This is a genomic window from Salinirubrum litoreum, from assembly GCF_020567425.1.
Classification (GTDB): Archaea; Halobacteriota; Halobacteria; order Halobacteriales; family Haloferacaceae; genus Salinirubrum; species Salinirubrum litoreum.
This window is the reverse complement of the sequence record NZ_JAJCVJ010000001.1, coordinates 1530991-1544091: the sequence shown is the minus strand read 5'-3', so window position 1 is coordinate 1544091 and position 13101 is coordinate 1530991. Positions and strand designations below refer to the sequence as shown.

Sequence of the window (13101 nt, the reverse complement as noted above, 5' to 3'; positions counted from 1 at the left end):
CTGCTCGCCACTCGTGGACCCGGTTCGTCGGCTGGACGCGCTCGCGCTGTCACCACTGGCCGGTCGGTTCGGCCTCCCGGTACAAACCGTTGTCTCCGTGTCGGCGGGAACCGCGCCGCCGGGCCGCCGGGGCGCACTCAGCCGAACCGTCGCTCCGTGATCCGACCGGTGACGACGCCGGCGGCGAGGAGGAGCGCGACGAGCAGTCCCAACGAGGCGACCTGTGGCAGGTTGCCGTCCTGGTAGGCGAACCAGACGAAGGGCGTGAGGAGACCGGCCACGAGGAAGTGCAGGCCGCGGACGAGTTGGGACAGCGAGAACGGGCCCGGGATGGTGTCGTCCGACCCCGACTCGCTCACGGGGTCGAGTTCCGGGTCGAGGTACTCGTCGAGATCGTCGTCACGTCGGTCGGCCGTGCCGTCGGCGTCGCTCGCGGTGTCCTCGGCAGTCGGACCGCCCGCGTCGGTCCGGGTCCGCGTGTCGGAGTCGTCCGCCATACTCGTGACAGGGGCGCGAGCAAAGTGGGCTTGTCGATCGTGCAGTCGGCGACGGTGCGACCGTGTTCGGGACGCGGCGACCCGCCGGACCGTAACCGACTCGTCGGTCTGGTCCCGAGTCCCGCCCGTGCTGGAGGACACCACCGCGCTCCGGCGGCAGTACCGGGAACTGACGGGCGAGCGCCTGCCGGCGCAGGCGACTCCGGCGTGGCCGGTTCGGGCCGATCACTGCTTCCAGCGGATCGTCCTCGACACGCTGTTCGGGGACGTCTGGTACGACCACGTCGCCGACCGACCGGCCGTCGAGTCGCTCACGGCGGACCAACTGCGGGCGGCCATCGCCATCGCGGAGTCGATGCTGGACGACCCGGACCGGGTGGCGGAACTGAACCGTGCGAGCCTCCGGTATCGTGACGAACTGTAGTGCGAGGCCGCCGTCGTCCTCCCTGCCCGGCCCCGACTCGCCGCTGTTCGACCGCTCGTCCGTTGTTGTTCGACCTCTCGTCCGTTGCTGTTCGACGCCTCACTCGCCGCCACTCGGGGGGAGCAACGACGCCGGTTCCCGCTGGGTGAACTCGACCCGCCGGTCGTTCGATAGCGGGCGGACGAAGGTGTGCATCTCGCCGGCCTCGCGGGCGAGTTCGATCATGCGGTCGGCCTCGCTCGTGGCGTAGTACACCGGGAAGACGACCGCCTTCCCCGCCGACTCGGCCTGCATCACGACGACGAGAAAGACGGTGTCGTTCTGCAGGGCGCGGTAGGCCTCGTAGGCGTCGAAGGCGGTGTCGGCCACCAGCGACTCCAGTTCGCGGAACTCGTCGCCCGGCACCAGTACGTCGAGGCCGAACTCGTCGCTCTCGGTCCCGTCGGCGTAGGTCGCCGGCAGGGCGGTCACGTCGCCGGGGTGGAGCGCCAACACGTCCCACCCGGCCTCGCGGTACTCCTCGGCGGTCGCCTCCATGTCGTCGGTCACGTCCTCCCAGAAGGCGAGCACGCCCGACAGGGGATGCGCCTCCCGTGGGTCCTGCGTGGCGGGGTCCGTCTCGTCCATGCTACTCCGTCCCGCGCCGAGTCGGGTAAATCGTTCGCTTCCACCGAGTGGAAAGCTATTTGCGCGACGGGGGGACACACCATGACAATGAGTGACCTCCTCTCGCTGTCGAACCTCCGGACACAGTTCGACACCGAACGCGGGGCGGTGAAGGCCGTCGACGGCGTCGACCTGACGATCCGCGAGGGCGAGACGGTCGGCCTGGTCGGCGAGTCCGGGTCCGGCAAGAGCGTCACCGCGCTCTCGACGATGGGACTGATCGACGACCCCGGCCGCATCGCGGGCGGACAGGTGAAGTTCCACGCCCCCGAGACGGTCGCACGCTTCGCCGGCGATCACCCAACGAAGGTCGCCGGTGACGGACGGGACGGCTTCGTCCACGTCGAGTCGGCGACCGTCGACACGAGCGCGGTCCCGAGCGACGTCCGCCAGTCGGCCGGCGGCGACGACCGCACCGAGACCGACCTCGCACGCGAACTGATCCGCCGCGACCCATCCTTCCTCCGAGAGGGGGCGATCGAGATCACCGACGGCTACGTCGATCTGACCCGCGCCCCCGAAGACGTGATGCGGCAGGTCCGGGGCGGCGACATGGGGATGATCTTCCAGGACCCGATGACCTCGCTCAACCCGGCGCTGACCGTCGGCGAGCAGGTCGCCGAGTCGCTCCGTCTCCACCGCTACGGCGGTCGCCGGAAGGACTCGTGGCTGAACGCGGTTCGGGAGATTCTCCCCGGTGGCGACGGACTGAACGACGACATCCGCCGGGACGTGATCCAGATGCTCGAACAGGTCGGCATCCCCGAGGCCGCCTCCCGACTGGACGAGTACCCCCACGAGTTCTCCGGCGGGATGCGCCAGCGCGTCCTGATCGCCATCGCGCTGGCCTGTCAGCCGAAGATGCTGATCGCCGACGAACCGACGACCGCGCTCGACGTGACGATCCAGGCGCAGATTCTCGACCTCATCGACGACCTCCAGGCGGACCTCGGGATGTCCGTCCTCTTCATCACCCACGACCTCGGTGTCGTCGCCGAAGTCTGTGACCGCGTGGCCGTGATGTACGCCGGCGAGATCGTCGAGGAGGGTCCCGTCGAGGAGATCTTCGCCAACCCCTCGCATCCGTACACCTACGCCCTGCTCGAATCTATCCCGCGCGAGGACTCGGAGCGTCTCGTCCCCATCGAAGGGAACGTCCCGAGTCTGATCGACATGCCCGAAGGGTGTCACTTCGCCGACCGCTGTCCGTGGGCCCAACCGGAGTGCCGGGAGGGTGACGTGCCGTTCCTCCAGCACGGCCCGGACGACGTGGACCACCGATCGAAGTGCATCCTCGACGACTTCGACACCACGGAGTACGGCACCGACAGAGGCGGTATCGCCGCCAGCGAATCCACGAGAACCGACGACCAACTGCTGTCGGTCCAGAACCTGAAGAAACACTTCTCGCGGGCCGACGACCTGCTGGACGAGTATCTCGGCCGGAACCCCGGCACCGTCAAGGCGGTCGACGGCGTGAGCTTCGACATCTACGAGGGCGAGACGCTCGGACTGGTCGGGGAGTCGGGTTGTGGCAAGTCGACGACCGGGCGAACCATCCTCCGACTGCTGGAACCGACCGACGGCAAGGTCCTGTTCGCGGGCGACGACCTCGCCTCGCTCGACAAGGACGGCCTGCGGGAGAAGCGCCGGGACCTCCAGATGATCTTCCAGGACCCGCTGTCGAGTCTCGACCCCCGGATGACGGTCGGCCAGACGGTCGCCGAACCGCTGAAGATCCACGACCTCCCGGCCGAGGAAGCCGACGACGAGACCGGTCGTCGCCAACAGCGCCGGGACCGCGTCTTCGAGTTGCTGGAGGCGGTCGGGCTCAGCGCCGACCAGTTCGACCGCTACCCGCACGAACTCTCCGGCGGCCAGCGCCAGCGCGTCGGTATCGCCCGCGCACTGGCGGTCGACCCGGACTTCATCGTCTGTGACGAACCGGTCTCCGCGCTGGACGTGAGCGTGCAGGCCCAGATTCTCAACCTCCTCGAGGAACTGCAGGTGGAGTTCGGCCTCACCTTCCTGTTCATCGCCCACGACCTGAGCGTCGTCCGGCACATCTGCGACCGCGTCGCCGTGATGTATCTCGGCGAGATCGTCGAGATCGCCGAGACCGACGAACTGTTCGGCGATCCGAAACACCCCTACACCCGCGCCCTGCTCTCGTCGATCCCGGAACCCGACCCGACGACGACCACCGACCGGACGATCCTGGAGGGCGACGTGCCCTCGCCCATCGACCCGCCCTCTGGCTGTCACTTCCGGACGCGCTGTCCCGAGGTCATCCCGCCGGACGAGATCGAGATCGACCAGGAGGCCTACCGGAACGTGATGAACCTCCGTCAGCGCGTCGAGGCGGAACGCATCTCGGTGGAGTCGGCCCGCGAGTCGGTGCGGGAGTCCGCGGGGGTGGCGACGACGGACGGCGGCGTGGCGACGACGACCGAGGAGGCGGACGGCGTGGCGACGGACGCGGTGGTGGACACCATCTACAACGACTTCTTCGAGATGCCCCTCTCGGGCGAGAACCATGCGACGGTTCGGCGGGCGCTCGAACAGGTCGTCGACGAGGAGTGGGAGCAAGCGGCCGAGACGCTCCGCGACCGGTTCGAGAGCGTCTGTGAGCGGTCGAACCCGGTGTTGCAGGACGAGCCACACCCCTCGGCGTGTCACAAGTACGAGCAACCCGACGAGTGAGACTCGGCTGTTTTCGTCGTCTCGCGACGTAGGTAGTCGGCCGACTCGTGGATGTAGCCGGTCGGCAGGTGGTCGGTAAAAACCGGCTCGAAACTGGGTAACTCGCAGGAAGCCGGTGAGTAAAATCCTGGTCACACACTCCGTCACACTTACAAGCGGTCGCTCGGGAGGGTTTCCTATGTCACAGGATGACAGCGTAGACAGGCGGCGGTTCCTGAAGGCGGTCGGCGGCGCGACGGCCACGGCGGCGCTCGCAGGCTGTCAACAGCAGGACCCCGGTACGGAGACGGACACCGGGACGGACACCGACGGCGACATGGACGACACCGAGACGGAGACCGACGACGGCGACGACTCGGCGGACGTCTCCGGGACGCTCGTCTACGCCCGTGGCGACCACCCGACGAACTACGACCCACAGCAGACCACCAGCGGCGAGGTGGCGAAGGTCACGAACCAGATCTTCGACCAACTCGTCGGGTTCGTCCCCGGCAGTGGCGGCGAGTTGACCGAGGGGCTGGCGACGGACTTCTCGCTGGAGGGAACGACCGCGACGCTCACTCTGCGTGAGGGCGTCACGTTCCACAACGGGGCGGAGTTCACGGCCGCCGACGTCCGCGCGACCATCCGACGCTTCATCGACTCGGAGTACGAGTACTACCTCGGCGACGACACCCGGTCGGGCTACGGCCCGTTCACCTTCGGCAACTGGGTCGACAGCGTCGACGACTCCTCGGACTACGAGGTCACCATCGAACTGACCCAGCAGTACGCCCCGTTCCTGCGGAACCTGGCGATGTTCGCGGCGTCGATCCTCTCCCAGCAACAGATCGAGTCGCTCGGCTCCTCGCAGGCCGACCTCGGCGCGAACCCGCAGGGGACCGGCGTCTTCTCGTTCGACCAGCTCGACAACGGGAACCAGCGTGTCCTGCTGGCGGCCAACACCGACTACTTCGGCGACGGGCCGAACGTCGAGCAGGTCGTCTTCAAGACGATCGGCCAGAACTCGACGCGCGTGCAGGACGTCATCAACGGCGACTCGCACATCACCGACAACCTCGACTCCCAGTCGTCCCAGCAGGCGGACAACGCCGACACGGCGTCGCTGGAGTCGAAGAACGGGATCAACGTCGGCTACATGGCGTTCAACATGGCCCGGAAGGAGGAGTTCCGCGACCGGCGCGTCCGGCGGGCCATCAGCTACGCCGTGAACACCGAGGCCATCGTCAATCAGATCTACCAGGGCTTCGCTACTCAGGCTGACCAGCCGCTCCCCCCGGACGTGGCCGGCTACAACGAGGATCTGGACCCGTATCCGACCGACACCGACGAGGCGCTCTCGCTGTTCGAGGACGCCGGCATCAGTTCACTGGAGTTCGAACTGGCGACGTTCTCGAACCCCCGCGGCTACAACCCGAGTCCCATCGAGACGGCGAACCAGGTGAAGTCCGACCTCGAAGGGCTCTCCGGCGTGGACATCACGGTGAACATCAACCAGTTCTCCACGTTCTCGTCGTACCTCGACTACACGGATCAGGGTCGCCACGACGCCTGTTTCCTCGGCTGGTACACCGACAACGCGGACCCGGACAACTTCCTGTACGTCCTGCTCGATCCGAAGGTCCCGCTGGACGCGGTGCCGGACGGGCAGGACTGGGTCAGCTACGACACCGAGGGTTACTCGACGCTCAACGCGGCCGGGTGGGCCAACACGGAGTACATGCAGCTCGTCCGTGACGCACAGGCCACCTACGACGATAGCGAGCGCACGAGCGCCTACCAGGAGGCGAACCAGATCGCCCACGACGAAGCGCCGTGGGTGTTCATCGACTACGCCCAGACACTGCGTGCGGTGAACCAGGCGGTGTCGGGCTACACGGTCTCCTCGGTCGGTGGACCGTTCCTCAACACGGTCTCGCTCGACAACTGAGGACGCGGCGGCCACTCGCGCGGTCCCGGCGGACCGTTTCTGCTGGCCCGCTGACGACGACCACTACGTCACTCGAACGCACGATTTAACACCCACTGTCACACATCCACACTCTACACGCGCATGGTATCCAAACGGTTCGTCCTCAAGCGACTCCTGCTGTTGATCCCCGTGCTGTTCGGGGTCGGGACGCTCGTGTTCGCCATTCTCCAGTCGGCACCGGGGAACCCCTGCCGGATCATCCTCGGCCAGCGAGCCTCCAGCCAGCAGATCCAGCAGTGTGTCACCGACCTCGGGTTGAACGATCCGATCTGGGTCCAGTACGTCCGCTTCCTCGGCGAGGCGGCGACCTTCGAGTTCGGCGACTCCTACCAGATCGCCAAAGGCACGCCGGTCCGTGAGGTGCTGGCCGACAAACTCCCCGTCACCATCGAACTCGCGCTGTTCGGCCAGGCGATGGGCATCTTCGTCGGTATCCCGCTGGGAATCCTCTCGGCGGTGAAACAGGACACGCTGACCGACCAGGCGACCCGGATCGGCGCACTGAGCGGTATCTCGGTGCCGATCTACTGGTCCGGTCCGATCCTGATCCTCCTCCTGTCGACGTATCTCGGAGTGTTCCCGACCAGTGGGCGGATCGGCTCGACCATCTTCCTCGACAACCAGTGGTACCCGTTCACGATCCTGGGGCCGGACCGGTTCCTCCCCGCACCGTGGATCGGGTCGATCACGGTCGCCGGCGTGACGCTCCCGTTCGTCGAGATCGTCCAGTTGACCGCCGAGACGCCCGCGCCGCTGACGGGGATGGTCACCATCGACACGCTGATTCTCGGTCGGTTCGACGCCTTCGGGTCGGCGGTCCACCACCTGTTCTTGCCTGCGGCGGTCATCGGCATCTACTCGACCGCGCTCATCTCCCGGATGATGCGGTCGTCGATGCTCGAAGTCGTCCGGCAGGACTACATGCGGACCGCCCGCGCGAAGGGGCAGGGCGCGAAGATCACCGTCATGAAACACGGCTTCCAGAACGCGCTGATCCCGGTCATCACCGTCATCGGCATCCAGTTCGGGAGTCTGCTCGGCGGCGCGGTGCTGACCGAGACCGTCTTCGGCATCGGCGGCATCGGGACGATGCTCGTCTCCGCCATCGGCGCGACCGACTACCCGCTGGTGCAGGGGACCGTCCTCACGTTCGCGCTGCTGTTCACCCTGGTCAACCTGGGCGTCGACATCACCTACAGCTACCTCGATCCACGGATCCAACAATGAGCACGGAGACAGACGACGCGTCACGCGAGGTCGGCCGGGGCTTTCTCGAACGACTGCGCTCCTCGCCGTTCCTCACCGAACTGCTCTCGAACCGCCTCGCGCTGGTCGGCCTCTCGATCATCTTCACGATGGTCGGCATCGCGCTGATCGCCCGGTTCGGCCTCGACTTACAGGCGATCACCCTCTCCCGACTCGGCGAGGGCGTGCCGGACCGCGCACCGCCGGGGTGGGCCGGCCCCGCGCCCGCGAACGAGCAACTGTTCGGCACGGACGCGGCCGCCCGCGACATCTTCAAGCGGACGATGTACGGCGCGTGGCTGGCGATGAAGTTCGGGACGATCACGGTCGGCGTCTCTACCGTGGTCGGTGTCAGTCTCGGTATCCTCGCCGCGTACTACGGCGACGTGACGGACAACGTCATCATGCGGACGATGGACGTGCTGCTCGCCTTTCCGTCGCTCCTGCTGGCGCTGGCACTGGTCGCCATCTTCGGTGCGGGTCTGTGGAAGGCGGTCATCGCGCTGATGCTGGTCTACACGCCCCGGTTCGCCCGTGTCGTGCGCGGTGCGGCGCTGAAGGTGCTGGAAGACGAGTACATCGACGCGACCGTCGCGCTCGGCGCGACCGATCCGCGCGTGCTCGCCAGACACGTCCTGCCGAACACGCTCGCGCCGATCACGGTCCAGTCGACGCTCAACTTCGGGCTGGCCATCATCGACCTCGCGGCGCTGTCGTTCCTCGGCTTCGGCGCGGAGGCCGGCACGCCCTCGTGGGGGCTGATGCTCTCGAACGGCGTCTCGAACGGGCTGCTGACCGGGAAGTGGTGGATGTCGTTCTTCCCCGGCCTGTTCCTCGCTATCACCGTGCTGGGCTTCAACCTCCTCGGTGACGGGATGCGGGACGCGCTGGACCCCCGGATGCGCGAGGCCGTCGACTGAGGATGTCGAGTACCGAGGAGTCGGCGGTCGATCTGCCACTCTCGGCGTGGCTCCGGCCCCGTGTCCGTCTCGTCGTCGGCGCTGCGGTGGTCGGTGTCGTCGCCGGCGTCGTCGCGACGCTCGCCTTCTTCCTCCTCGTCCACCCGGACGACCTCTCGCGGGCGAGTGCCAGAGCCTTCTCGCTGGCGGCTATCGCGCTGGGGTTCGGCGTCCTCGGCTGGTCGGGCTCTATCTTCGCCGGGCGCGGCTTCGAGGAGATGCAGCGACACCTCGACACGGGCACCGACTGGACCGAGGCGGACTCCCGCCGGGCGATGGCCCGCATCTCGGGGTTCGGTGCCGGCGGGATGGTCGGGGTCATCGTGACGACGACGGTGTTGTAGGGCGGAACGGCTTAGTCGCGGAGCCACTCACTGCTGCTCGTGAGCTACCCCGACGAGGACGCAGTCCAGGAGTTCGTGATCGAGTTTCTCCGTTCGGAGGGCTTCGACGCCACCGACATCGACACTAACCGCGACATTCCGGACGTGGTAGCCGACGCCGACGACAGTGAGGTCGCGTGGTACATCGAGGTGAAAGGCGAGAATCGGAGTCCGAAGGATCGCGTCTACACCGCTATCGGACAGGTCGTGTACGGAATGTCCGCCGACTCGACACGGAGCGACACGGAGCGGTGGGCCGTCGCGTTCCCCGAGCGTCGTGACGGCCGGAACCAGTATCTCGACTACTTCGACAGTGCGGCGGCCGGCGGGATGTTCGAACTGCTCGACCTCTATCTGCTACTCGTCGCGCCCGACGGCGACGTCGAGATCTTCACGCCCGCCGACGTCGAAGCGCGGTGAGACGCCAGGTGAGCCTGCGACCGATCAGGCTCTGACGTTCTCACCGACCGCCTCGTCTGCAAATCGCTCGCCGTCGCCGTCGCGTTCGTACACCACCTGCCCACCGACCATCGTCAGTCGCGGGAAGACCCCCTGTTTCCCCTCGAACGGCGTCCAGCCACAGTTCGAGTGGAGGTTCTCGCCGCGGATCTCGCGGCTCGACTCGGGGTCGACTAGCACCAGATCGGCGTCCGCGCCGGCCTCGACTCTGCCTGTCGCCGGCAGGTCGAACACCTCGGCGGGGTTCGTCGCCGTGAGGTCGCGGATGCGCTCGTAGTCGATCTCACCCCGTCGGGCGCGTTCGAGCAGGAGCGGGAGCATCGTCTCGACGCCGGGGACGCCGCTCGGGGCGTCGAGCAGTGTCGTCTCCTTCTCGTCGCGGGTGTGGGGCGCGTGGTCGGTGGCGACCATCTCGACGGTTCCGTCGACGACACGCTCCCAGAGCGCCTCTCTCCGCGTCTCGTCGCGCAGTGGCGGGTTCATCCGGCCGTAGGTACCGAGATCGGCGAGGTCGTCCCGCGACAGAAAGAGGTGGTGTGGGGTCACTTCGCAGGTCATCCCCGCGTCGCTGGCGATGTCGGCACCCTCCGGCGTGCTGGTGTGGGCGACGTGGATTCTCGCGCCCGCGTTCTCGGCCACTCCCACTGCGCGCTCGACTGCGGCGGCCTCGGCCTCGGGTGTGCGGTACGCACTCCACAGGTCGGCGTTCGCGTCTCGGCCGACGCCAGCGTCCGCCTCCGCCTCGGCCAGCGCCTCCTCGTCGAACAGGTCTGCGTCCTCGGCGTGGACCGTCACGGTCACGCCCGCGTCGGTCGCACGCTCGACCGCCTCGCCGAACAGGTCCGCGTCGATGCCCATGTCGCCGGTCGAGTCCGCGAGGAAGACCTCGCCGAGCGCGAACAGGGGTCGCGAAAAGAGCGAGTCGGGGTCCCAGTCGGGCGTGACGCCGCCGTTGATCCCCCAGTTCACGAGCGACTCGCCCGCGAGGTGGGCCTTCCCGTCGAAGGCGTCACCCGTCACCGTGGCCGGGTCGGTGTTCGGCTGATCGACGACGGTCGTGACGCCGCCGGCCGCCGCCGACCGAGAGCCGGTGGTCCACGTCTCTTTATGCGAGTAGCCCGGTTCGCGGAAGTGGACGTGGACGTCGATCGCACCGGGCAGGAGGAGGTCGCCGTCGGCGTCGAGCAGTCGTTCGTCCGACTCGGGGGTGAGGCCGGGGGCGACCGCGTCGATCGTTTCGCCGTCGATCCGGACGTCTCGGACGCGACCGTCGGCCAGCGTGGCGTTTCTGACGAGCATACCGGCAGTGGTGTGGCGGGGTGGTAAAGTCGTGCGGTCCCCGGCGAAGTCGGCAGTCAGTCCTGTCGGTGACGGTCGTGGTCGACTCCGGCCGCGGCCGTGTCGAGTCCGGCGACCACGAGTCGGACGACCGCGAAGGGGACCGTGCAGGCGATCAGTAGACCGGCGACCAGTCCGCCGGTCAGGGTCAACACACCGAGGACAGCCGACGGGAGCGACAGGAGGAGGAGACCGACGCCTGCGAACAGTCCCAACAGGACGACGAGTGGCCGGACGCGGGCGAAGACGGCGAGCAGGTGGTTCACCGGAGGTGTGTGCCGGGCAGTGTGTGTCCGGCGACGCTTCGGGTGCATACCACGGCAGAGGGACGGAGTCGGGATAACTGCGCGCAGAACGACAGTTCTGTCCGCCGCGTTGCCGAACCACGGTTCACCCCGGACTCCGACACGTCGGCGGCGCTGTCGGTGACGGTCCCGGTCCTCGGCTGGCCGGTGTTCGCCGTCGAACTCTCCGAGACGGGCTTCGCCGTGAGTCCGTACGGATTTGCTATCGCGCTCTCCGGTTTACTGGTCGGCTGTGGGGTCGCGGTTCTCGCGGCGCTCGGTCGGCGACTGCGCTCCTGAATCGATCGAATTTTGGATTTTTGTTTGGGTTGTGTCTGGAGTCGCCGAGTGGACCGTGGTTTGGGTGTGGATTGGGACCTGCGACAGTACCGTGGATCTGTGATCTGCGACACCACCGCTACGCTCTCGGGGACAACCGGACTGTTCGACCGCACCCGCGACGACACAGTACCGCGGACCAGCACCACTACTCGATCTAGCACACCGACGAGACGACCGCGATAGCACCGCAGACCGCGACAACACCGCTACTCGTGCTCGCGCGAGGAACCGCTTCCGCGACTGCACCGCACAGCGGTCCTCCCCAACCTCGGCTTGCCCTCCGCACCGCCCGCAAGCCTCCCTCGCGCGTTTCTCGCGTCTGGCGAGAGACACGCTCTCGCTGACCTTCGTCACCGGCGCTCCGCGCCGGTTGCTGGCGGGACCTCTGGTCCCGCTCTGTCGTCGGCGCGCCGCGCCGATTGCCAGCGAGACCCTCGGTCTCGCCCTGTTCGCACGCTCACGAAGACGCCGACCACACAGCGACAACCGAACTGAAAGCCCGACTCACGTCACACTTGCCAGTCGAGTGGGCTGGCGCGAGTTCATCTCGCGCCGACGGTCGCAGGTAGGGCATCGCTGAAAGCGACTGGTCCACCGGGCGTTGCACGATGGGTCGCACACGGGTGGGACTGAACGGGGCCGGCGGTCTCGTGAACGAAGTGAACGAGACGTTGGAGAGCTTCGCTCTCAAGAATCTCGATCCCGCCCCGACGCTGGTAGCACTGGACTGAACGAGAGCGCGGAGCGAAGCGACGCGCTCTCGTGAGGGAAGCGCGCACCGAGTGTCTCGTGAGGGAACCGAACGAGACTCAGCGAGAGCTTCGCTCTCGCCAGACGCGGCGGGTCGAGACGCAGGGGGCTTTCACTTCTCGTCGTCTGCGACAGATTCGACCGAGTTCTCTCCGACGTATTGGACCGAGTTCACGACAGCCACGTCGCAACCGTCTCACGTTCGTCTTCGTTCCCGAACCCACTCCTCGTCGTCGTACTTCGTCTCCACGCGCTCTCGCGCCCGCGACACCTCCTCCTCACTCCACCCACCCACCTCGGCGTCGGCCCACTCGGTCAGCGTCTCGGTCAGCACGTCCACAGCCGCTGCCCGCGAGCAGTCGGCGTGTTCGTCGACGCCGGTCACGCGCTCTCGGAACCCCGCCGGATCGACACCCGGATCGGCGAACACGCCGAGGTGTGCCTCCGGCCGGACCGAGTAGGTGATCGAGCCGTGCTGGATCACCGCGTCCTTCCGGCGGTACTGCGCGTTCCCGGCCAACTTCCGAACGCGACCATCGGACTCGTCGTCCTCGTCAGCCTCACTCGAATCCGGCACCACCACGTCGTGTGCCGGGTGGAGCGCCCGGAGGTAGCAGGCCGGGTCGTACAGCGCCGGCAGTTCCGAGTCGACGAACCGCGCCGGGACGCCCATCCGGCGAATCGCCGCGAGAATCGGCTCACACAGCAGGTGGTAGCAGTCCATGAGGTCGCCCGGTAGCTCCGACTTCGGCGCGACGATAGAGTAGGAGATGTCGCCGACCGCGTCGTGGTAGATGCCGCCGCCGCCGGTCTGCCGGCGCGTCACGTCGACGCCGGCCGACTCGCAGTAGTCCCAGTCCACCGTGTCGGCCGCCTGCCGGTAGCCCAGCGAGAGACAACTCGGCTCCCACCGGTAGACGCGAACTGTCCGCGGACCGCCTGCGCCGGCCGTCTCGGCGGCGATCTCGTCCAGTGCCATCTGCATCGGACCGGGGCGTGGCTCCTCGGGGATCACGCGCCACTCCCGGTCCGCGAGGTCGTCCATGCCCGTCGGTCGGCCCGCGAGGGGCAAAGCGGTT

General features: G+C 67.5%; 14 protein-coding genes. 9 read left to right on the top strand and 5 right to left on the bottom strand.

What is annotated here, in order from left to right:
* Positions 1 to 137: 137 nt before the first annotated feature.
* Positions 138 to 497, bottom strand: a complete 360-nt coding sequence (locus LI337_RS07800) for a hypothetical protein (RefSeq protein WP_227229242.1) — start codon at positions 495 to 497, stop codon at positions 138 to 140.
* Between the two features lie 127 nt (positions 498 to 624).
* Between LI337_RS07800 and LI337_RS07795 the strand changes: the two genes are divergently transcribed.
* Entirely contained in the window at positions 625 to 921 is a 297-nt protein-coding gene (locus tag LI337_RS07795; protein ID WP_227229241.1) for a hypothetical protein, read from the top strand.
* A gap of 99 nt (positions 922 to 1020) precedes the next feature.
* On the opposite strand, the gene LI337_RS07790 is transcribed toward LI337_RS07795, so the two are convergent.
* Complete coding sequence (locus LI337_RS07790; protein WP_227229240.1) at positions 1021 to 1548, bottom strand: DUF7529 family protein; 528 nt, start codon at positions 1546 to 1548, stop codon at positions 1021 to 1023.
* An 87-nt stretch (positions 1549 to 1635) separates the two neighbouring features.
* Between LI337_RS07790 and LI337_RS07785 the strand changes: the two genes are divergently transcribed.
* The 6 genes from LI337_RS07785 (at position 1636) to LI337_RS07760 (ending at position 9269) form a co-directional block, all read left to right on the top strand.
* Positions 1636 to 4290 carry an ABC transporter ATP-binding protein gene (locus LI337_RS07785; protein WP_227229239.1) on the top strand — a complete coding sequence of 885 codons (2655 nt, stop codon included), beginning with the start codon at positions 1636 to 1638 and terminating at the stop codon, positions 4288 to 4290.
* Positions 4291 to 4468: 178 nt separating this feature from the next.
* Positions 4469 to 6220, top strand: a complete 1752-nt coding sequence (locus LI337_RS07780) for an ABC transporter substrate-binding protein (RefSeq protein ID WP_227229238.1) — start codon at positions 4469 to 4471, stop codon at positions 6218 to 6220.
* A gap of 123 nt (positions 6221 to 6343) precedes the next feature.
* Positions 6344 to 7489, top strand: coding sequence for an ABC transporter permease (locus tag LI337_RS07775; RefSeq protein WP_227229237.1), 1146 nt, complete (start codon positions 6344 to 6346; stop codon positions 7487 to 7489).
* Complete coding sequence (locus LI337_RS07770) at positions 7486 to 8427, top strand: ABC transporter permease (RefSeq protein ID WP_227229236.1); 942 nt, start codon at positions 7486 to 7488, stop codon at positions 8425 to 8427. Before LI337_RS07775 ends, LI337_RS07770 begins: the two co-directional genes overlap by 4 nt.
* A gap of 2 nt (positions 8428 to 8429) precedes the next feature.
* Positions 8430 to 8810 (top strand): DUF7268 family protein, encoded by a 381-nt coding sequence (locus tag LI337_RS07765; RefSeq protein WP_227229235.1) that lies wholly within the window; start codon positions 8430 to 8432, stop codon positions 8808 to 8810.
* Positions 8811 to 8849: 39 nt separating this feature from the next.
* Positions 8850 to 9269 carry a hypothetical protein gene (locus LI337_RS07760; RefSeq protein WP_227229234.1) on the top strand — a complete coding sequence of 140 codons (420 nt, stop codon included), beginning with the start codon at positions 8850 to 8852 and terminating at the stop codon, positions 9267 to 9269.
* A gap of 24 nt (positions 9270 to 9293) precedes the next feature.
* Here LI337_RS07760 and LI337_RS07755 read toward each other — a convergent pair whose 3' ends face one another.
* Together LI337_RS07755 and LI337_RS07750 are read right to left on the bottom strand one after the other, a co-directional pair.
* Entirely contained in the window at positions 9294 to 10607 is a 1314-nt protein-coding gene (locus LI337_RS07755; protein ID WP_227229233.1) for a dihydroorotase, read from the bottom strand.
* A gap of 56 nt (positions 10608 to 10663) precedes the next feature.
* Positions 10664 to 10960 (bottom strand): hypothetical protein, encoded by a 297-nt coding sequence (locus LI337_RS07750; RefSeq protein WP_227229232.1) that lies wholly within the window; start codon positions 10958 to 10960, stop codon positions 10664 to 10666.
* Between the two features lie 111 nt (positions 10961 to 11071).
* On the opposite strand from LI337_RS07750, the gene LI337_RS07745 reads away from it, so the two are divergent.
* Positions 11072 to 11230, top strand: a complete 159-nt coding sequence (locus LI337_RS07745; RefSeq protein WP_227229231.1) for a hypothetical protein — start codon at positions 11072 to 11074, stop codon at positions 11228 to 11230.
* A gap of 650 nt (positions 11231 to 11880) precedes the next feature.
* Positions 11881 to 12003: a hypothetical protein gene (locus LI337_RS19880; protein ID WP_264474858.1), complete on the top strand. Its 123-nt coding sequence runs from the start codon at positions 11881 to 11883 to the stop codon at positions 12001 to 12003.
* Positions 12004 to 12218: 215 nt separating this feature from the next.
* On the opposite strand, the gene LI337_RS07740 is transcribed toward LI337_RS19880, so the two are convergent.
* The gene (locus LI337_RS07740; RefSeq protein ID WP_227229230.1) at positions 12219 to 13067 is read right to left on the bottom strand and encodes a lipoate--protein ligase family protein; all 849 of its coding nucleotides are present in this window, start codon (positions 13065 to 13067) and stop codon (positions 12219 to 12221) included.
* Between the last annotated feature and the right edge of the window lie 34 nt (positions 13068 to 13101).